At 59.8% G+C, this 21,129-nt stretch carries 16 protein-coding genes; 12 read left to right on the top strand and 4 right to left on the bottom strand.

Going from position 1 to position 21,129, the window contains the following annotated elements:
* The 4 genes from ACNAZA_RS13650 to ACNAZA_RS13635 all read left to right on the top strand — a co-directional run.
* The coding region (locus ACNAZA_RS13650) for a hypothetical protein (protein WP_415797096.1) at nucleotides 1-204 on the top strand (204 nt) is incomplete at its 5' end.
* A gap of 314 nt (nucleotides 205-518) precedes the next feature.
* Nucleotides 519-824 carry a hypothetical protein gene (locus ACNAZA_RS13645; RefSeq protein ID WP_415797095.1) on the top strand — a complete coding sequence of 102 codons (306 nt, stop codon included), beginning with the start codon at nucleotides 519-521 and terminating at the stop codon, nucleotides 822-824.
* Between the two features lie 94 nt (nucleotides 825-918).
* Entirely contained in the window at nucleotides 919-2,655 is a 1,737-nt protein-coding gene (locus ACNAZA_RS13640) for an amidohydrolase (protein WP_415797094.1), read from the top strand.
* A gap of 203 nt (nucleotides 2,656-2,858) precedes the next feature.
* Complete coding sequence (locus tag ACNAZA_RS13635; RefSeq protein ID WP_120967953.1) at nucleotides 2,859-3,257, top strand: VOC family protein; 399 nt, start codon at nucleotides 2,859-2,861, stop codon at nucleotides 3,255-3,257.
* A 431-nt stretch (nucleotides 3,258-3,688) separates the two neighbouring features.
* On the opposite strand, the gene ACNAZA_RS13630 is transcribed toward ACNAZA_RS13635, so the two are convergent.
* From ACNAZA_RS13630 to ACNAZA_RS13620, 3 genes are all read right to left on the bottom strand, one after another.
* A complete protein-coding gene (locus ACNAZA_RS13630) occupies nucleotides 3,689-5,647 on the bottom strand; it encodes an AMP-dependent synthetase/ligase (protein WP_415797093.1) in 1,959 nt (652 codons plus the stop codon).
* Nucleotides 5,648-5,896: 249 nt separating this feature from the next.
* Nucleotides 5,897-7,453: an MHYT domain-containing protein gene (locus tag ACNAZA_RS13625; protein WP_415797092.1), complete on the bottom strand. Its 1,557-nt coding sequence runs from the start codon at nucleotides 7,451-7,453 to the stop codon at nucleotides 5,897-5,899.
* Nucleotides 7,454-7,724: 271 nt separating this feature from the next.
* A complete protein-coding gene (locus tag ACNAZA_RS13620) occupies nucleotides 7,725-8,360 on the bottom strand; it encodes a GntR family transcriptional regulator (RefSeq protein ID WP_415797091.1) in 636 nt (211 codons plus the stop codon).
* Nucleotides 8,361-8,492: 132 nt separating this feature from the next.
* On the opposite strand from ACNAZA_RS13620, the gene scpA reads away from it, so the two are divergent.
* The 7 genes from scpA (at nucleotide 8,493) to ACNAZA_RS13585 (ending at nucleotide 18,256) form a co-directional block, all read left to right on the top strand.
* The gene (scpA, locus tag ACNAZA_RS13615; protein ID WP_415797090.1) at nucleotides 8,493-10,670 is read left to right on the top strand and encodes a methylmalonyl-CoA mutase; all 2,178 of its coding nucleotides are present in this window, start codon (nucleotides 8,493-8,495) and stop codon (nucleotides 10,668-10,670) included.
* 36 nt (nucleotides 10,671-10,706) lie between these two features.
* Complete coding sequence (meaB, locus tag ACNAZA_RS13610; RefSeq protein WP_205589382.1) at nucleotides 10,707-11,711, top strand: methylmalonyl Co-A mutase-associated GTPase MeaB; 1,005 nt, start codon at nucleotides 10,707-10,709, stop codon at nucleotides 11,709-11,711.
* Nucleotides 11,712-11,791: 80 nt separating this feature from the next.
* A complete protein-coding gene (locus ACNAZA_RS13605; protein ID WP_415797089.1) occupies nucleotides 11,792-13,327 on the top strand; it encodes an acyl-CoA carboxylase subunit beta in 1,536 nt (511 codons plus the stop codon).
* Nucleotides 13,328-13,340: 13 nt separating this feature from the next.
* Nucleotides 13,341-14,747, top strand: a complete 1,407-nt coding sequence (locus ACNAZA_RS13600) for a DUF389 domain-containing protein (RefSeq protein ID WP_415797088.1) — start codon at nucleotides 13,341-13,343, stop codon at nucleotides 14,745-14,747.
* Complete coding sequence (gene accC / locus ACNAZA_RS13595) at nucleotides 14,729-16,777, top strand: acetyl-CoA carboxylase biotin carboxylase subunit (RefSeq protein WP_415797087.1); 2,049 nt, start codon at nucleotides 14,729-14,731, stop codon at nucleotides 16,775-16,777. The genes ACNAZA_RS13600 and accC overlap by 19 nt, the downstream gene beginning before the upstream one ends.
* A 124-nt stretch (nucleotides 16,778-16,901) precedes the next feature.
* Complete coding sequence (locus ACNAZA_RS13590) at nucleotides 16,902-17,717, top strand: YdcF family protein (protein ID WP_415797086.1); 816 nt, start codon at nucleotides 16,902-16,904, stop codon at nucleotides 17,715-17,717.
* A 74-nt stretch (nucleotides 17,718-17,791) separates the two neighbouring features.
* Nucleotides 17,792-18,256 carry a VOC family protein gene (locus ACNAZA_RS13585; protein ID WP_120967933.1) on the top strand — a complete coding sequence of 155 codons (465 nt, stop codon included), beginning with the start codon at nucleotides 17,792-17,794 and terminating at the stop codon, nucleotides 18,254-18,256.
* Between the two features lie 87 nt (nucleotides 18,257-18,343).
* Here ACNAZA_RS13585 and ACNAZA_RS13580 read toward each other — a convergent pair whose 3' ends face one another.
* On the bottom strand, nucleotides 18,344-19,387 hold the full coding sequence (locus ACNAZA_RS13580; RefSeq protein ID WP_415797106.1) for a site-specific integrase: 1,044 nt from the start codon (nucleotides 19,385-19,387) through the stop codon (nucleotides 18,344-18,346).
* Nucleotides 19,388-19,831: 444 nt separating this feature from the next.
* On the opposite strand from ACNAZA_RS13580, the gene ACNAZA_RS13575 reads away from it, so the two are divergent.
* A complete protein-coding gene (locus tag ACNAZA_RS13575) occupies nucleotides 19,832-20,818 on the top strand; it encodes a DNA-binding protein (protein ID WP_415797085.1) in 987 nt (328 codons plus the stop codon).
* Nucleotides 20,819-21,129: the final 311 nt, after the last annotated feature.

Genomic DNA, 21,129 nt, shown 5'->3' with positions numbered 1-21,129 from the left:
CGCTTTGAGCGCTGCGTTGTATTGCTTCCAGTTGGTGGTGCGATAGCGAGGTTTGGACTGCGGGGAATGACTCATCGCACGAGGCTACCTGACCCTAGCCTGCGATTTATGCAACAACGCCGATTTACTATTGAAAATCAATTGGTTAGCGTTGTGCCTGTCCAGTCCATCATCGGCGCAACCGACATGCGCCACATGCTGTGAAGTGGTTAATTTTCTTTGATATTTATATCGTTCATCGATGACATTCGAGGGCTTGCAGCACTGATTCAGCACCCTGGAAAACGCCCCAAAACCCCGATTCATGTCCCTGAGTGCTACGGCAGTGCTACGAAAACAGCTTGTAGCACTAGCAGCAGGGGACGATTACAGCCAGGAAGAGAGCGGACGGCCAGAGCGCATGTGCAGCCCGGATCCGTCTAAAGGATAAGGGCAGTATTCTGCACATAGAGGCGAAAACTTTCACTCGCAAGGCTTTGACCAAGGCGGGCGAAAACGCGAGGGGCTTGGGCCACAGCATGTTTTCTAGCCGACTTGAAAAGGCTGAGCTTGGCGAGGTGTCGGCTTGGGGCGTCAAGGCTGAATGGGCTGAAAAGCTTCTGCAAAGCAGCGGAATCTCGGGTAATCCCGCGAAGCAATTACGAGTGCTTGCCATAGCCTTGGCGCACTGGACTTGCATCCGCTCATACACAAGCGATGGTGCATCGGCACATCTGCCGGTCAAGCCCACGGACCGCTGCGCCATCCGCGACAGCACACCGGCCCTGCCGAGCAGGCCAACGAACGGTCAGCACTGGCAGGCGCTTTTCCCCTTTATCCATTGACCAGGCTCAGCGCATAGCTGCGCCTGTGTGCCAAACGCGCAATGGCCAGCCGGCAGCTGGCGGCCATTGGAATTGAATCGATCAGAGACTTCATATGCATCCAGATACCAGCTTGCTTCAACCATCGAGGCCGAGCGAGCGCAGCCGTAACTACTTGGGACTGGCTCTTCTTGCCAGCATCGCGCTGACCGCCTGCGCGGGCAAAGAAGCCGCCAAGCCAGAAGCCCAGCTTGTCTACACCAACGCCAATATCTTGACGGTAGACCAGAGTAATGCGCAGGCTGAGGCCGTGGCCATACGCGACGGAAAAATCCTGGCCGTGGGCGGAGCCAAGGACATCGCCGGATTTATAGGAGCCAACACTAAGGTGGTGGACCTGCAGGGCAAGACCATGATCCCCGGCATCTATGACGCGCACAGCCACTTTGCCGTCGCCAAATTGACCGGCACTTTTGTGGCCGATCTGAACAGTCCGCCCATAGGCACGGTGCGCAATATCGGCGACATCGTGACGCTGCTCAAGGCCCAGCAGGCCAAGGTTGGTGCCAAGGAGTGGGTTAGCGGCTCGGGCTACGACGACACCTTGCTGGCCGAAAAGCGCCATCCCACGCGCGCCGATCTCGACCAGATATCCGCGACACAGCCGATTTTCCTGACCCATGTCTCGGGCCACCTCGCCGTCGCCAACAGCGCTGCGCTGGCCCTGGCGGGCATCACGGCCAGCACGCCCAATCCTGAGGGCGGAGTCATTCGCAAGAACGCCAAGGGCGAGCCCGATGGTGTACTGGAGGAGACGGCCTTGTATCTGGTTGCCAAAATCCGGCCGGCACTGACCGACGCCCAGCAGCGCGAAGGGATTCGTCTGGCCGGGCAATGGTATGCATCGCACGGTGTCACGACGGCCAACCACGGTGCAGCGACCACGCCGACCTTGCTGAAGATGCTCGATGAGACGGCGTTGGCCGGAAAACTGCCTATCCGTGTGGTGACCTGGAGCGGCTTCGACACCATGGACGCCGTGGACAAGGTGAAGCTGAGCAGCGGCAAGATCAAGGTTGGCGGGGTCAAGGAGTTCTCGGACGGCTCGATCCAGGGCTATACCGGCTACTTGGGCGAGCACTACCACACGCCTTTTCACGGCGACACGCATTACCGCGGATTTCCGCGCTTTACCCGCGAAGATCTGGCGGCAAGAGTGCTGAAAGTGCATGAATCCGGCCGCCAGATCATGATCCACGCCAATGGCGATGCGGCCATCGACGATGTGCTGTATGCCTACCGCAAGGCGCAAGAGGCATCGCCGCGCAAAGATGCCAGACAAGTCCTGATCCACTCGCAGATGATGCGCGAGGACCAACTGGATGAGGTCAAGCGTCTGGCTGCCATACCCTCCTTTTTCGTGCTGCACACCTATTACTGGGGTGACCGCCACCGCGATATCTTCATCGGCCCGGATCGGGCATCACGCATCAGCCCGGCGCGCTCGGCCAAGGAGCGAGGCTTGGTCTACACCATCCACACGGACACGCCCATCGTACCCATGGAGCCCATGCGCCTGATCTGGTCTGCCGTGAACCGCGCGACCACCAGCGGTGTGGTCCTGGGCGCGGAGCAGCGCATTCCGGTCGCCGATGCCTTGCGCGCGACGACGATCAACGCGGCCTGCCAGAACTTCGAGGAAAAAGAGCGGGGCTCCATCGAAGTCGGCAAGTACGCGGACATGGTGGTTCTGTCCGATAACCTCGCCAAGGTCGATCCCATGGCTATCAAGGATATCAAGGTGCTCGAGACCATCGTCGAAGGCCAGTCCGTTTATCGGGCCGCTCGCTGATCGGGGTTTGAAGGGAGGGGCAGATGCTGCGTGCTTCTGCGCTCTCCCTCACCGCAGTGGGTAGGGATGTGGCCAGTCGTAAAGTCTATGTCGCCCAGTTCATTTGCGGCGGCGGTGGCTGGTGCAATGGCAAAGCGAAGACTAAGCTTGGTCTGCTCGGCTTAGCGGCTGCGTTCTGGCAGCTACGGGCGAAAGGAGCTCATATGCTGACCCATTGTGCTGTGACGACGATGCTGCCGGTGATGGACATGGATCGCGCCCGGGCCTTCTATGAAGGCTGTCTGGGCTTGACGCGTGGGGTGTTACGGCCCGACGGCAAGTTTGTCTATATGGTCGGCGGCAGTGCACTGGCATTGTTTCCCAAGCCCGGTGGCACCAAAGCGGAACATACGGCCATCAGTTTCCAGGTCTCGGACATTGCCGCAAGCGTCGAAGAGCTCAAGGGCAGGGGAGTGGTGTTCGAGGACTACGACTTTCCGGACTTCAAGACCCTCAACCATGTTTGCGTGCTGGGGTCCGAGAAAGCTGCCTGGTTCAAAGATACCGAGGGCAACTATCTCTGCATACACCAAGATTTGGCGCCGGCCGGCGGAGAGGGCTAGCGGAGGGCCCCCAGGCCGTTGTCGGTGCTGAGAGTTTTCGAGTATTTCTGGCATAGATCCCGCGATCTGGCGCGTAGAACGGGATCTGCTGGTAGTGGCACTACAGGGCACAGAGTGGCGCACACGACTTGGTCAATCGGCGATTGGCGTTTAAGACGAAGCGGCAGACCGCGCTGGACAAAGCCAAGTCAGTACAGAAATACCGCAATGCCAGGTGCGCCTGCAAAGCAACCAAGTAGTAAGACCAGTGTTTGCAGCGTCACGCTCTGGGAGTTCAACGCATTCTGGACTTGGAGTTCCGAGGCAACGCCAATTCTGTCAGCGTATTTCAGTATTTAATGTAACTTACATGTATTCGATAGATAGACCTAAAAAATGAAAAGGGACAGATCGACCTCAAAAACTAGAGGCCCGCTAAAGCGGGCCTAATGTCAAACAACCACGCTGTTTTTCCAGCGATCGACCGGTTTTCCGTACATGGTCTCGATGTCCTGCTCGTAATAGGCCATCAGGTTCTTGCGTTTGAGCTTGAGGGTAGGGGTCATGAGACTGTTGTCAATCGTCCACGGCTCCTGCACCAGATGCACTGCACGTGGCACCGCATAGCGGGCAAAGCTGCGGGTCTGTTTTTCGATACGGGCCAAGGCTTCGCGTTCTGCCGCCGAGTGGTTGAGGCTGGTTGGGTCTGAGGCGTCCAGCCCCAGCCCCTGGGCCAGGGCCTGCCATTCTGTGGTGTTGACCACGGCGATGCAGGCGATGAAAGGTCGGTCTTCGCCCAGTATCAGGACTTGCTCGAACAGCGGGTCGGCCATGATGGCTTGCTCCACATCGTTGGGCGGCACTTTTTCGCCGGTAGAGGTGACGATGATCTCTTTGATGCGTCCTTGAATTCGAACCCGTCCGTCTTCCATGACGGCTTGATCGCCGGTCTTGAGCCAGCCGTCTGCGGTAAAGGTCTTGGCCGTGTCTTCGGGGCGGTTCCAGTAGCCGCGCATCACCATGGGGCCACGAATCTGCAGTTCGCGATCTTCGCCAATGCGCAACTCGGCAGTGGGCAAGGCCCGCCCTACGGTGGCCGGATGGTTGTCGTCCAGCGCATTAGCCGCCACGACAGGTGCGGTTTCCGTCATGCCGTAGCCTTGTATCAAGGGCAGGCCCAGACCCAGAAATACGCGGGCGTTGGCGGCCGACAGTGGCGCGCCACCACTGACTGCGGCGCGTAAGCGCCCGCCAAACTGGGCCAGCAGCGGTTTGGCAACCAGTATTTGCAGCAGCCACCAGGGAAGATGCTGCATCCAGCCGCCGGAGTTCGTATCGGTTTCGGCAGCGCCCGCTTCGGGCTTGATGCCCTGGGCTTGGCAAAAACGTTTCCACCCTACCGCCACGGCAGCGTTGAAAAGCTGGTGCTTGAATGGCGATTTGGCCAGCGTCTCGACAATCTTGGCATTCACGCGCTCATAGATGCGTGGCACGGAGATGAGCACCGTGGGCTTGACGGTCTTCATGTCCTCGGCAATCTGAGCCACCGATCGGGCATAGGCCACGCAGGAGCCGCAGGCCACCGCCAGGTAGTAGCCCGTGGTGCGTTCAAAGGTATGCGACAGCGGCAGAAACGAGAGAAACACATCGCTAGGGAAAGCCTGTACCCGCTGCATGACGGCATGCAGGTCGCTGACCACGTTGCGGTGAGTCAGCATCACGCCTTTGGGCTTGCCCGTGGTGCCCGAGGTGTAGACGATGCCTGCCAGGTCCTCTTCGGCCGGCGGCGCAGGCAAGGGCCTGTTTTGTTCCCGGCCCTTGGCCAGCCACTGAGGCAGAGGAAGCAGCGGTATTTGCTGCAATGCCTGCACTTCTGGCAAAGCGTTTTCATCGACCAGCGACCGAGGGTCGTAGCCTTCTTGTGCCGCCTTGCCCTGAGGGGCCAGGATGACGGCCTTGAGTTCGGGCAGGCTCTGGCCCGTGGCGCATATTTTTTGCCAGGCTTTGGCGTCGGCCACCAGCAGCAAGGAGGCACCGGAATCGGCCAGGATATAGGCCACGCTACCGGCGTTATCGATGGCGTGCAGCGGCACCGGTACCAGGGCGCAGCGCAGACTGGCCTGGTCTATGGTCATGGCATCCAGGCCGTTGGGCAGCAAAATGGCCACGCGCGCGCCAGCGGGCAACTGCTGGGCGGCCAAGGCCTTGCACCATTGCAGCACACGTTCCGCTGTCTGCTTCCAGCTCAGGCTGCTCCATTGCTGGCGGCTTTCGTCAAAACTGCGGTAAGCCTCGCCCTCCGGTGTCTCGCTCACGCGCAGCGCCAGCAGTTGCGGCAAAGTCTGTGCCTGGGTGATGGAAGCCGGCAGATTGGCCATTTCCAGCACGGCGGTGGCAGTGGAATTTGTCATGGGTCGAATCCTGGGAGATAAGCGGACTTGGAGCGAGCCAGCTGCCGGGCGATATGCCATGGCAGCTATTTCTGCAGCTCTCGGAATAATAGCTGCTTGTACGCTACGGGCCGGCAGACGCCGCGACCTGCCCGGGCCATCCACGAGCTGTCGCGCTGCAAATATAGAGAAAACAGGCCGCAAGCCCAATAGATATATCCGGATATTGCTATTTATTTAGAAGCAAAATGCGGTACTCGCAACCGGTCGTCAATGCAAGACGGACTGCTGCTGCCTGATGCCTTCATAGCAAACGCCGATGTAGTGGTGTACCCGGTCATGCTCATCACGCACTGCGGTGATGGACAGATGGTGCGGGTTGCCGGTATGCAACAGCTTCCAGTCGCCTTGCCAGTGGCCGGTACGCAGAACTTCGGTCCAGATGCTGGAAACGCTTGCCGTTGCGCTGGCATCATCGGCGATATCGATGTACAGGGCTGAAAATTCCTTGTTGCGCGCAGTCTTGCGCGCCAGGCCACTCATGCGCTCGTAGGCCGGATTGATGTCCACTACGCGACGGTTGGCATCCAGTACCACCACACCTTCAAAGCTGTGCTCAAACACGGTAACGGCAATGCGCAGATCGCGTGCAGTCTTCTTCTGCTCGCTCAGATCCGTCAGGATACCCACATACATGCGTTGCCCGCGGGCGTCGGCTTGACTGAGCGCCAGACGCAGTGGAATCAGCGAGCCGTCCTTGTGCTGGGCCAGCACTTCCGAGACCTTGTCCTTGAGGGGGGGGCCGCCTTCTTGCTGAATCTTCTCGTGCTGCAAGACATAGTGGTCGTGCTGATCGGCCAAGGCGGCGGGCATGAGCATTTTCACGCTCCGGCCTATGACCTCCTGCGCGCTCCAGCCAAAGATACGTTGGGCGGCAGGGTTGTAATCAAGCACGATGCCGCAAGTGTCTATGCAGATGATGCCGTCTGCAGCCATTTGCACCAGGGCGCGCAAATGGGCGGCATTCATGTCTTCAATCATCCATCGTGAGCGGTAATGCAACAAGGCATTGGCCTGGACGATCAGGCTGCCTACACCCAGTGCGACCAGGGCAATCGTCAGGGCCAGAATCTGGGAGTCGTCGCCATGCGTCTGCTCATACAGCGCGCTCTCATACCCACCGCTTACGCGCAATGCCAGCATGGCGGTGTAGTGCATGCCGGCAATGGCGCCACCCATGATGATGGATGCCCCCATCTTGCGGGCCAGCGAATGCGATAGATCAGCGCGCGCCAGACCGAAGCGCACCCAAAGTGCCAACATGGCCAGCGCAGCACCCACCAGCAGCGACAGCGCAAACCAGGGGGCGGAATACTGGTGCGGCGAATGCGTTTGCATGGCAGCCATGCCGCTGTAATGCATGGCAGCAATGCCTAGGCCCACCAGAATTCCTCCCAAAATCAGCTGCAAGCGCTGCAGTCGTGGCCTGGCCAGCAGCGCCAGCACCACGGCCGAAGCGGCAATGCCTGGGAAGAGGGAGAGTATGGTCAGCGGCAAGTCATATTTCACATCGGCATGCGGGGTGTATCCCAGCATGGCAATGAAATGCATGGCCCAGATGCCGGCGCCCAGGCTGAGACTGCCGCTGCCAATGGCCAGCATGCGCAATTGCGGCGTAACGGCTTTTTGCGCCAATGCAGCCAGACGCAGGGCCTGGCTGGAAGCAATCACGCTGACCAGAAACGAGAGCAGAACCAGCCATGGATCATGCTCGCCCATGGTTGGGGACGCATCTGAGGGACCGCTCCAGAAAAAGTGGGCCAGCATTACGAGAAATCCTGTTGGAATGTGTTGAGCATTCAGTTACATCTATAGCTTCCCACGAAATGGGTAATTTCAGCTAGTGAAATATGTAGGTGTTTGTGTGTGCAGGACAAAACTGATGCCCGATCAGAATCGTCTTACAAGGCCATGCTCGGCATTTGCTGCGGGATCTGGGCTGGGCGTCGTGCACCAAAGCCGTCGCTGCACTGGCCGCAATTTTTTCGCCTGAAGCGCAGGCGAAGTGATGCCGCGCGGAAAAGCCGCGTTGCTGCGGTTAGGTGGCGGCTACCAGCCCATTGTTGAAATGCTCGCGTACCGCCGTGGCCGCCATGTCTCCATTGCGCTGCAGCAAAGCAGACATGATGGCTTCGTGCTCAGCCAGCGAATCCTTGATGCGGCCTTGCTTGAAAAGTGACTTGTGGCGGTTGAGCTTCATGACCTTGCGCAGATCGGCCACCAGCTGATCGCGCCAGCGATTGTCTGCGTAGTCCAGGATTTGCATGTGAAAGCTCTCGTTGAGCTCGAAGAAGCGATCCGCATCATCGGTGTTGTCCACCAACTGCTGGTGGGTTTCACGCAAGGCGGCCAGTTGCTCGTCGCTGGCTGTATCGGCCACAACCTTGGCAGCATCTGCTTCCAGCAAGCTCAGTAGGTGGTAGACGTCGGCAATATCTTTGGGCGAGACTTCGGTCACATAGGCGCCACGGCGCACCTTCATGGTGACTAGCCCTTCGGCTGCCAGCACTTTCAGCGCCTCGCGCAAAGGCGTGCGGCTGATGCCGTATTCCTCGGCAAGCTTGAGTTCGTCAATCCAGGCGCCCGGCGCCAGCTCATGCTGAAAGATGCGCTGGCGCAACTGCTCCGCCACTTGTTCGTACAGTGCGCTGGGGGTCAAAGTTTTTCTTGTCATGTCACCCGATTGTAGATGCTGAGTATTTTGAATTCATAATTATGAATAATGTACACTTGCGACATCTAGGTACTTCACCGCAATTCCACTCAAAACTTCGTCGCGTTTCGCGCACAGGACAAGAGAGACACCATGAGCCAAGAGAACCCGACAGCCCAGGGCCAGACCGAATTTCCCGCTGCTGATCTGCAAGCCTGGAACAAGGCGGCCAACAAGGCGGCCCCCGGTGGAGACATCAACAATCTGAACTGGGTCACGCCGGACGGCATCACCGTCAAGCCTCTGTACACGGCGCAAGACACTGCCGATCTGGACTACACCGACACGCTGCCGGGTTTTGCTCCCTATATTCGCGGTCCTCAGGCCACCATGTACGCAGGCCGTCCATGGACGATTCGCCAGTACGCGGGTTTTTCCACCGCCGAGGAATCCAATGCCTTCTATCGCAAGGCCCTGGCTGCCGGTGGTCAAGGCGTTTCCGTGGCCTTCGATCTGGCCACGCACCGTGGCTATGACTCCGACCATCCCCGCGTGACGGGCGATGTGGGCAAGGCCGGCGTGGCCATCGATTCGGTGGAAGACATGAAGGTGCTCTTCGACCAGATCCCGCTGGACAAGGTCTCGGTCTCCATGACCATGAACGGCGCCGTGCTGCCCGTGCTGGCCGGCTATGTGGTGGCGGCCGAAGAACAAGGCGTGTCGCAGGACCAGCTCTCCGGAACGATTCAGAACGACATTCTGAAAGAGTTCATGGTGCGCAACACCTATATCTATCCGCCCAAGCCGTCGATGAAGATCATCGGCGACATCATCGAGTACACGAGCGCGAACATGCCCAAGTTCAACTCGATCTCGATCTCTGGCTATCACATGCAGGAAGCCGGTGCCAACCAGGCGCTGGAGCTGGCCTTCACCCTGGCCGACGGCAAGGAATACGTGAAGACGGCCGTGGAAAAAGGCATGGACGTTGACGCTTTTGCGGGCCGTCTGTCCTTCTTCTGGGCGATTGGCATGAACTTCTATCTGGAAGTGGCCAAGATGCGCGCTGCCCGCCTGCTGTGGTGCCGCATCATGCAAAAGACCGGTGCCAAGAACCCCAAGAGCCTGATGCTGCGCACCCACTGCCAGACTTCCGGCTGGTCGCTGACCGAGCAAGACCCCTACAACAACGTGGTGCGCACCACCATCGAGGCCATGGCAGCCGTCTTTGGAGGCACCCAGTCGCTGCACACCAATGCGCTGGATGAAGCCATTGCCCTGCCTACCGAGTTCTCCGCCCGTATTGCCCGCAATACCCAGCTGATCATTCAGGAAGAAACCCATATCACCAATGTGATCGACCCCTGGGCCGGTTCCTACATGATGGAAAAGCTGACCCAGGAAATGGCTGACAAGGCCTGGGCCATCATCGAGGAAGTGGATGCCATGGGCGGGATGACCGCTGCCGTGGATTCGGGCTGGGCCAAGCTCAAGATCGAAGCCGCCGCCGCCGAAAAGCAGGCCCGCATCGACTCCGGCAAGGAAGTCATCGTCGGCGTCAACAAGTACAAGCTGGCCAAGGAAGACCCGGTCGACATTCTGGAAATCGACAACGTCAAGGTGCGCGACGGCCAGATCAACCGCCTGAAGGATATCAAGGAAAAACGCGATGCAGCCCAGGTGGAACAAGCGCTGGCTGCTCTCACTTCCGCAGCAGATTCTGGCCAGGGCAATCTGCTGGATCTGGCCATCAAGGCCGTGCGCCTGCGCGCCACCGTGGGTGAAGTCTCCGACGCGCTGGAAAAGGTTTACGGCCGCCACCGCGCCGATACGCAAAAGGTGACCGGTGTGTACGCTGCCGCTTATGACTCCGCCGAAGGCTGGGACAAGCTCAAGGAAGAAATCAACACCGCCTCCGACGCCCTGGGTCGCCGCCCTCGCGTGATGATTGCCAAGTTGGGTCAGGACGGTCACGACCGTGGCGCCAAGGTGGTGGCTACCGCCTTTGCCGATCTGGGCTTTGACGTGGACATGGGCCCGCTGTTCCAGACACCCGAGGAATGCGCCCGCCAGGCGATTGAAAACGATGTGCACGCCGTGGGTGTCTCCACCCTGGCCGCCGGTCACAAGACTCTGGTGCCCGCCATCATTGCCGAGCTTCAAAAACAAGGCGCGGACGACATCATCGTCTTCGTGGGCGGCGTGATTCCTGCCCAGGACTATGATTTTCTGTACAACGCCGGCGTCAAGGGCGTCTACGGCCCCGGCACCCCGATTCCTGCCAGCGCCAAGGACGTGCTCGAGCAGATCAAGAAGGCCAACGGTCTTTGATCGGCCCCGGTCGCATACAGAGCAAAGGCGATCCAAGTGACTCCTGAGCAAATGCAAAACGGCATCCTGCACGGCGAACCCGCCGTGCGCCGCCGGGCCATGGCCAAGGCCATTACCTTGCTGGAATCTTCGCGTGCCGACCACCGCGAGCAGGCCGACGGCTTGCTCACGGCCCTGCTGCCGCATACGGGCAAGTCTTTCAGGCTAGGCATCAGTGGCGTACCGGGCGTGGGTAAATCCACCTTCATCGAGGCGCTGGGCCTGTACTTGATTGCTCAGGGTCTGCAGGTGGCAGTGCTGGCGATCGATCCCTCGTCCACCGTCTCCGGCGGCTCCATCCTGGGCGACAAGACCCGCATGGAGCATCTGTCCATGAATCTGCAGGCCTATATCCGCCCCAGCCCCAGCAGCGGCACGCTGGGCGGCGTAGCTGAGAAGACCCGCGAAGCCATGCTGGTCTGCGAAGCGGCCGGCTATGACGTGGTCATCGTCGAGACCGTGGGAGTGGGCCAGAGCGAGATCGCCGTGCACGGCATGACGGACATGTTCTGCGTGCTGCAGCTGCCCAATGCGGGCGACGATCTGCAGGCCATCAAAAAAGGCGTGATGGAACTGGCCGATCTGGTGGTCATCAACAAGGCCGATATCGATCCCCATGCCGCCACCCGCGCCCAGGCGCAAATCACCTCCAGCCTGCGCTTGCTGGGCATGCATGGCAATCCTGACCATGCAACCCACGGCGCCCTGTGGCAGCCGCGCGTGCTGCAGATCAGTGCCTTGCTGGGCCAGGGGGTGGATGCTTTCTGGGCGGCGGTTGCCAGCTTCAAGGACATGCAGACCAGCAATGGCCGCCTGGCCTTGCGCCGCGAAAAGCAGTCGCTGGCCTGGATGTGGGAGCGTATCGACTTCGGCCTCAAGCAGGCGTTTCGCCAGCACACCGAGGTCAAGGCTATGCTGCCCGCATTGCAAGCCGATGTGGCTGCGGGTCGCATCGCCGCCAGTACAGCGGCAAGAAATCTGCTTCTAGCTCAAATGAAGTAAGCGTAAGCAGCTCACTTAACCATAGCATCGCACTAGCAAACATTGCGAGACAAACAACCAAATCACGTTAGAGGACAAGCATGCAAGACGATATCCTGAAGCAGCTGGAAGCCAAGCGAGAACTCGCCCGGCTGGGTGGGGGACAAAAGCGCATCGATGCGCAGCACAAAAAGGGCAAGCTCACGGCGCGTGAACGCATCGAGTTGCTGCTGGACGACGGCACCTTCGAAGAGTGGGACATGTTCGTGGAGCACCGCTGCACGGACTTCGGCATGGAAAACACCAAGATCCCCGGTGACGGCGTGGTCACCGGCTACGGCATGATCAATGGCCGCCTGGTCTTTGTGTTCAGCCAGGATTTCACCGTGTTCGGTGGCGCGCTGTCCGAAACCCATGCCGAAAAAATCTGCAAGGTGATGGACCAGGCCATGAAGGTCGGCGCTCCCGTCATCGGTCTGAACGATTCGGGTGGCGCACGTATCCAGGAAGGCGTGGCCTCCCTGGGCGGCTATGCCGACGTGTTCCAGAAGAACGTGCTGGCCTCGGGCGTTGTGCCCCAGATCTCCATGATCATGGGCCCCAGCGCCGGCGGCGCCGTGTACTCGCCCGCCATGACCGACTTCATCTTCATGGTCAAGGACTCGAGCTATATGTTCGTGACCGGCCCCGAAGTCGTGAAGACCGTGACCCACGAAGAAGTCACGGCCGAAGAACTGGGCGGCGCCATTACCCACACCACCAAGAGCGGTGTGGCCGACATGGCCTTCGAGAATGACGTTGAAGCACTGATGATGCTGCGTCGTCTCTACAACTACCTGCCGCTGAACAACAAGGAAAAGGCCCCGGTGCGCGAGACCACCGACCCGGTGAACCGCGCCGATCTGTCGCTGGATACGCTGGTGCCCGAGAACGCCAACAAGCCCTACGACATGAAGGAGCTGATCCTCAAGACCGTGGACGATGGCGATTTCTTCGAACTGCAGCCCGAGTACGCCAAGAACATCCTCATCGGTTTTGCCCGCATGGCCGGCCAGACCGTAGGCGTGGTGGCCAACCAGCCCCTGGTACTGGCAGGCTGCCTGGATATCAAGTCCTCCATCAAGGCCGCGCGTTTCGTGCGCTTTTGCGATGCCTTCAACATCCCCGTGGTGACCTTTGTGGATGTGCCCGGCTTCATGCCCGGTACCAGCCAGGAATACGGCGGCATCATCAAGCACGGTGCCAAGCTGCTGTACGCCTATGCAGAAGCCACGGTGCCGAAAATCACCGTCATCACCCGCAAGGCCTACGGCGGTGCGTACGACGTGATGGCTTCCAAGCACTTGCGCGGCGACGTGAACCTGGCCTGGCCCCATGCCGAAATTGCCGTGATGGGCGCCAAGGGCGCGGTGGAGATCATCTTCCGCGAGGACAAGAACGACCCCGAGAAGCTGGCCGCCCGCGAAGCCGAATACAAGGCCCGCTTTGCCAACCCCTTTGTGGCCGGCGCCCGCGGCTTTATCGACGATGTGATCCAGCCGCACGAGACGCGCAAGCGCATCTGCCGCAGCCTCGAGATGCTCAAGAACAAGCAGCTTGAGAATCCGTGGCGCAAGCACGGCAACATCCCGTTGTGAAAGCGCTGTAATCGTGCGCCAGAACCTGCTTTTTCTGTTTGACCTGCGCCAGGATCAGCAGGAGCCGTCCGTCATTGACGCGACGGTGCGTTCGGGCGCGCAATTTGGCGGTACCAACCTGTGGGTGCTGTTTTTCGCCATCCTGATTGCGTCGGTGGGACTCAATACGAACTCCACGGCCGTGATCATTGGCGCCATGCTGATTTCACCGCTAATGGGGCCCATCGTCGGTCTGGGCTACGGTGCGGCGGTACAAGACCTGGGTCTGATCCGCATGGCGGGCAAGAACCTGGTCATCTTCGTCGTCCTGAGCCTGCTCACCTCGGTGCTGTACTTCACGCTCAGCCCCTTGGAGCAGCCCCAGTCCGAGCTGATGGCGCGCACTTTTCCCACGCTGTGGGATGTGCTCATCGCCGCTTTCGGTGGTGCGGCCGGCATGGTGGCGGTCACGCGCCGCAGCTTCTCCAACATCGTGCCGGGCGTGGCCATTGCCACAGCCCTCATGCCCCCGCTGTGCACCGCAGGCTTTGGCATTGCGCATGGCCGCTGGGACATGTTCGGTGGTGCTTTTTACCTGTTCGTCATCAACGGCATGTTCATTGGTGCCTCCACCTTGGGGGTGGCCAAGCTGCTGCGCCTGCCACGGCAGGGCGAGCTTGACGAAGCGACCCGCAAGCGTCACCGCCTCATCATCGTGCTGGGCTTGACGGCGGTGCTGGTGCCCAGTGTGTGGATGGCTTATCGCCTGGTGCAGCAAGAGGTGTTTACCAGTGCCGCAGTTCGCGTGGCGCGGGAGCTGGAGGCAGAGCCCAAAAGCCATGTACTTATGCATGAGGTGGACGCTGAAGCACGCACGCTGCGCCTGACCCTGGTGGGCAGCACCGACGAAGATCAGCTGCGCGAGCAGGTGCAGCGTCGCATGCTCAGCAATGGTCAGGCCGATGTGACGGTGCTGATGCGCGATGCCGTAGACGATTCGCTCAATGTGGAAAAGCTGCGCCAGGAGCTGCAGGACGGTGTGAACCGCACGCTGGTGGAACAGGTCAAGTCCATGGATGCACAGCTCAAGAGCCTGCAGCAGGATGTGGCTCAAGCCAAGGCTGTGGCCGAAGCACCGGCCGTCAAGCCGGTCGATGCCCGGGCACTGCTTGAGGAAGTGCAGGCCCAGCAACCGCTGGTCTGCGCGCTGACCCTGGCGCAGGGCGAGCGTTCCGCTGGCGATGGCTCTCAACCGGCCAGTGTGGTGGTGCTGGATGTGGCCCAACCCTTATCCACGCACGACAAGGACGGCCTGAGCCGTTGGCTTGGCGTGCGATTAGAAAAATCTGAAGTGCAGTTGATCGAGCGCCCGGATCTCCGCTCGCTCAATTCTCGAGATAAAAACCGAAGGAAGCAGACAACATGTTTACCAAAATCCTGATTGCCAACCGCGGAGAAATTGCCTGCCGCGTGATTGCTACTGCCCGCAAAATGGGCATCCAGACCGTGGCGGTCTATTCCGATGCGGACAAAGATGCACGCCATGTGAAGCTGGCCGATGAGGCCGTGCACATCGGTGCTGCACCCAGCCGTGAGTCCTATCTGGTGGCCGACCGCATCATTGCAGCGGCCAAGCAGACCGGCGCGCAAGCCATTCACCCCGGCTATGGATTTCTGAGCGAAAACGAGGCTTTTGCCAAGCGCTGCGAAGACGAAGGCATTGCCTTTATCGGTCCCAAGGCGCATTCGATTGCCGCCATGGGCGACAAGATTGCTTCCAAGAAGCTGGCCAACGAGGCCCAGGTCAACACCATTCCTGGCTACAACGATGCCATAGCCGGCCCCGAGCAGGCCGTGGAAATCGCCAAGGGCATTGGCTATCCCGTGATGATCAAGGCTTCGGCCGGCGGCGGCGGCAAGGGCTTGCGCGTTGCGTTCAACGACAAGGAAGCCTTTGAAGGCTTTGCCAGCTGCCAGAACGAAGCCCGCAACAGCTTTGGCGACGACCGCATCTTCATCGAGAAGTTTGTGCAGGAACCGCGCCATATCGAAATCCAGATTCTGGGCGACAGCCACGGCAATGTGGTGTATCTGAATGAGCGTGAATGCTCGATTCAGCGCCGCCACCAGAAGGTGATCGAGGAAGCGCCTTCGCCCTTCATCAGCGAGGAAACCCGCAAAGCCATGGGTGAGCAGGCCGTGCAACTGGCCAAGGCCGTGAAGTACCAAAGCGCCGGCACCGTGGAATTCGTGGTCGGCAAGGACCAGGACTTCTACTTCCTGGAAATGAACACCCGTCTGCAGGTGGAACACCCGGTCACCGAGTGCATCACCGGCCTGGATCTGGTCGAGCAAATGATCCGCGTGGCTGCTGGCGAGAAGCTGTCCTTCGCTCAGGCCGATGTCAAGCGCGACGGCTGGGCCATCGAGTGCCGTATCAATGCCGAAGATCCTTTCCGCAACTTCCTGCCATCGACCGGCCGCCTGGTGCGCTTCTCGCCTCCCGAGCAGACCATGTGGCAGGCCGATACCGAGCACCTGCAAGGCGTGCGCGTGGATACCGGCGTGTATGACGGTGGCGAGATCCCCATGTTCTATGACTCGATGATTGCCAAGCTCATCGTGCACGGCAAGGATCGCAACGAAGCCATTGCCAAGATGCGTGAAGCTCTGAACGGCTTTGCCATTCGCGGTATCAGCTCCAATATCCCGTTCCAGGCCGCGCTGCTGGCCCATCCCAAGTTTGTGACGGGCGAGTTCAATACCGGCTTCATCGCCGAGCATTACAGCCACGGCTTCCATGCCGAGGACGTGCCTCACAGCGATCCGGATTTTCTGGTGGCCCTGGCACTGTTCCGCAACCGCCGCTACCGCGCGCGCGCATCGACCATCACCGGCCAGATGCAAGGCCACAACGTGCAGGTGGGCGAGCGCTACACGGCTGCGGTGCTGGGCGCCGAAGGCAACAACCAGTATGTGAGCGGTGAGGTCACCGATTTCGACGCACTGTCCCGTGTCTGCAAGGTCGTCGTCAACGGCAAGACCTACGAGTTCCGCAGCAATGCTGATATTCGTGATCTGGTCGTGCGCGGCAGCTGCAACGGCAAGCCTTTCACCTGCCAGATCGAGCGCGGCACGCCCAAGAATCCGCTGGCTCTGCGCGTGATTCACAACGGCACGCAAGCCGATGTGTTGGTGCTCTCGCCCAAGGGTGCCGAGCTGCACCAGCTCATGCCTTACAAGGCACCGCCCGATCTGTCCAAGTTCCTGCTCTCGCCCATGCCCGGCCTCTTGGTCGATGTGGCCGTGCAGCCCGGTCAGAAGGTGCAAGCTGGCGAAAAGCTGGCCGTCATCGAAGCCATGAAGATGGAAAACATCCTCTTCGCGGCACAGGACGGCGTGGTAAGCAAGGTCTCGGCCAGCAAGGGCGATTCCTTGGCTGTGGACGACATCATTCTCCAGTTCGAGTGAGGTACCGGAATCAGGCGGCTGCGTAAGCACTGCCTGATATCACCCAAGCCCGCCTGGCCGCAAAGCCTTGCGGGTTTTTCAATGCCAACTGGCTCTAGCCCTGGATGAACAAGCACCATCAGCTATGAATTTGAATGCATACGAATCATCGGCAAGCCGCAGCGGCTGCTTGCCGCGCAGCCTGCTAAGCCTGGTGGGAGTGGTGCTGCTGGTCGATGCCCTCGTGTTGATGCTGTTGGGCCATTTCAATGTGGGTGCGCTGGTGCCGGCGGTGCTGGGCTTGGCGGCCGTATTGTTGGCCTGGAAATGGAAGCCGGTTCAGCGTTGGCGCAAGGCCAGGTCACTGCATGCACGGCTTTGGGCCATAGGCTGGATGGCATTTGCGCTGTGGCTGATCAGTCTTGGACTGTTCTGGAGCCGTTTGTCAGGCCTGGGTCTGGAGCCGGCCCAAGTGCCGCCAGTGCAAGCCATTGTGGTGTTGGGTAGCGGCACTTTGAACGGTCATCCGCGGCCGGTGCTGGCCAGCCGCCTGGATACGGCGGCCGAGCTGGCCCGGTTGCAGCCCCAGGCCTTGATTGCCGTGTGCGGCGGCGTGGATTGGGGCGAGAAGGAATCCGAAGCCGCCGTGATGGCCCGTTATCTGCAGCAGCGCCATGGTATTGCGCCACAGCGGCTGGTGTTGGAGCAGGAAAGCACCAGCACCGAACTGAACTTGCAGCTCAGTCGCCCCTTGCTGGCCGAGCGCGGAGTGGGGCCCGATGCGGCCACGGTCATGGTCAGCAGCGACTTTCATCTGATGCGCGCCATGGGCATTGCCAAACGGCAAAACCTCAGCGCCATCTATCCCGTGGCCGCGGCAACGCCGCTGGCAACCCGCTTCAACGCCTGGCTGCGCGAGTACTTCGCCATGGCCAGCAGCTGGCTGCTGGGCGAGGTGTGATCACATATCAATGCAAAAACAGGCTGAAGCGCTTTACCTGATTGCGCAGGCAGCTATCAATCAAGGAGTATTTCATGAGCAACCGTCCTTTCAAGGTTCTGGGTATTCAGCAAGTGGCCATCGGCGGCACCGACAAGAACCGCATGAAAAAGCTGTGGGTGGACATGCTGGGTCTGGAGCAGACCGGCACCTTCCAGAGCGAGCGCGAGAATGTGGACGAAGACATTCTGGCCATGGGCAAGGGCGCGATGAAGGTGGAAGTGGACATCATGCAGCCCATGGACATTGAGAAAAAGCCCGCCGTGCACGCCACGCCGCTCAACCACATCGGTCTGTGGATCGACGACCTGCCCAAGGCCGTGGAATGGCTGACGGCCAACGGCGTGCGCTTTGCACCGGGCGGCATCCGCAAAGGCGCGGCCGGCTATGACATCACGTTTTTGCACCCCAAGAGCAATGACGAATTTCCCATTGCCGGCGAAGGCGTGCTGATCGAACTGGTGCAGGCACCGGCGGATGTAATTGCGGCGCTGGGCTAAAGCCTCAAAAGCGGATAAACGGCAGGTATGTGCTGTGGCAAGCGGCGCATGCCTGCGAAATTTCAGCCGCATTTTTACGGCTTGCGCTCAGCTTTTCTTTTTGGGCTCATCAAGCAGGCGCGCAGCCCGGTTTTGCAAAGCCGTATCTGCACGGTAATAGCCCATCACCGTGTTCACGCTGTGGTGACCGGTCAAGGCCATGGTGTCTGGCAGGGGCACGTTCTGCCGGCCCGCTTCCGTCACAAAGCCTGAGCGCAGCGAGTGGGCCGAAAAATCGCCTTCCACGCCCGCCAGCGCACAGCGCTCCTTGACGATATTACGCACTGCGGCTGGGGTCAGCGGTTCGGCCACATGGCCGCCTTTGCGAATACGGCGAAATATCGGTCCTTCATTGATCTGCGCGGCCTGCAGCCAATCGCGCAAAGCTTGGGCGGCGCGGCCTGTTACAGGTTTGTGATTTTCGGGTGCGTCGGCACCACTTTGGTTGGTCTTGCTGTGCACCAGCGTGTAGATGAAGTCCTCAGGCCCTACGGAGCGTAAATAGCGCATGTCGGCCCCCGCCACCTCGGACCTGCGCCGCCCGCCACTGGCCCAGGCAAACAACAGCAAGGCACGATCGCGCAAGCCGCGCAGACTGTCGTCACAGGTGGTCAGCAGTTCTTCCAGTACATCGCGGGTCAGCGCCTCTTTTTTCTGCGGTTGCTCGCCCCGGCGGGCATAGGCCTTGCGGGTACGCGACATCAGCTCGCGCACCGCGCCGTCCTGGCAGGGGTTGACCAGCCCGTGTACCTGATGCGCTTTCGACAACACCGCAATTCTGTGCACCAGCGTGTTGTGTGACGGCGGGCCTTTCTTGCCCTTGTAGCCTGCGAGCACCAGCGCCTCGTCGACTTCATCGGGCATTTCGCTCATCAGGCCGTTGGGCGTCTGTCGCTGGGCATGGTCAACAATGAATTGCAACACGGCCGCCGTTGCCAGCGGCAGCTGCATGGGACGGCCCAGCCGCAACACATGCCATGCAGCCCAGTAACGCATGGCACTTTGATAGCTGGTACGGGTGTTGCCGGACTCGCCCTCGCGCATCAGCTCACGAATGGCCTCCTGGGTCGCGGCTTGCAGCCCGACTGCCATCACCTGGTTTTCAGCACTTGGCAGGCGTTGATCCTCTGGCGTGAAGGTCGCCAGAAAAGAGGAGGGCGAGCCCTGGTAGCGCGAATTTATAGACATGTCTTTATTGTCTGCGCAGCCAGACAGCGCTGACGCCGACTCGTCGAGGGAAGTCGGGGCCAAGCACCAGACGATGCATGGCGTTCAAACGACCGCCCGATGGGCCGCGCGGTCATACCCCACAGCAAGCCTGGGTTGTGAGTCATTGGTCTGTTTTCGTCGATTGAAACTGAATTTGGCCATTTGACGGCTCCGTTGGCGCGCTTTCAGTGCCAAACCCGGTGTATTGTAGAAAAAACTCTGTATGAAAATTTCATATGTAATATTAAATACATGGCATGTATGATGTATTACGTATATATTAAGTAGATCACGATAACCATCGCTTATCGTTAGTTAAATCAAGATATGAATACAAACACTCCAAAAACAACGTCACGAGGCGTGCAAGAGGCCGATGTCTGGGCGGCCGCCGATGCATTGATAGCTCAAGGCCTGCGCCCGACCATTGAGCGCGTCCGCCAGCACATAGGGCGTGGCTCGCCCAATACCGTCAGCCCCATGCTGGAAACCTGGTTTGCCACGCTGGGTCAGCGCCTGGGTGTGGCGGGAGAGCAAGATGCTGGAACTACCCAAGCGGTTCCTGACCCGGTACAGCGTCTGGCGCAAGATCTGTGGAACGCGGCCAAGGAAGAAGCCGTCGCAGCGGCCAGCGCTGTACTGGGTGAGCGCGAAGAGCTGCTAGCTCGGTCCCTGGCTGAACATCAGCAGCAAAAGGATCAGCTGGCTCAGCGCGAAGTGGCAATGCAGGCGCAAAAAGAAGCGCTCAACCAGGCTTTGCAGGCAGCCCAAGCTCAGGCCCAGGATCTGGCCAGACGGCTGGATGAGGTCCAGCAGCAGCTGCAAGACAGGGACGTGCGTCTGGATGAAATGCGTAATACCTTGGCCGATACCGCCAAACAGCGTGAAGCACAACAGCAAAAGCACGGCGAAGAAATCCAGGCCGCGGGCGTGGAGCGGCAACGCCTGGCCGAGCAATACGCCGGCAACGAGCGGCATATGCTGGCCGAACTAGATCGAGCGCGACAGGAAGTTGCGGCTGCGCGCAAAACCGCTCAGGAGCAGGAGCGCAAAGCTGAAAGTCGATACCAGGAACTGCAAACCCGCCAGGAACGTGGCGAGCAAGACCTGCTCAATGCATATGCACAACTGCAGGCCGCTCAAAACGCTGCTGCGCTGGCCCAAGAGCGCGCAGCGGACATGAAAAGCCTTTTGGATGCCCAGCAACGGCTAGTGGCAAGCAGTCCAACAGGCGATGCAACTGCGGCCAGTGCACGCCGTTCGACGCTATCCACCGCACGCCGCTCCATGACGCGTGTACGCACATTGCGATAAGAGGTGAGTTCAGAGCGATTCAGTCGCGCGTTTAGTTGTTCAGAGCGTTGGTGTGCCACATCAACGCGCTGGGAAACTAAACGCTGCATACGGGGTGTCGTGCTTACCGGATTCCCAGTTATGTACAGTCCAGATCGACACATTAAGAAACTGCACGCAGCCATGCAGATCCATGCCCAGGCTTCGGTACATGGCGCGGAAATTCTGAGCAAACTGGAGGCGGGTATCACGGTCATGACGCAGCAGTCCGAACTTCTTATTTGGTAGATGCGATGTATAAGGCATTATCTGGACTCCCCGAGATAATAATC

The organism is Comamonas aquatilis (assembly GCF_965139575.1).
Classification (GTDB): Bacteria; Pseudomonadota; Gammaproteobacteria; order Burkholderiales; family Burkholderiaceae_C; genus Comamonas; species Comamonas aquatilis.
The sequence above is the reverse complement of the archived record's forward strand: the minus strand, read 5'-3'. Positions and strand labels throughout refer to the sequence as shown.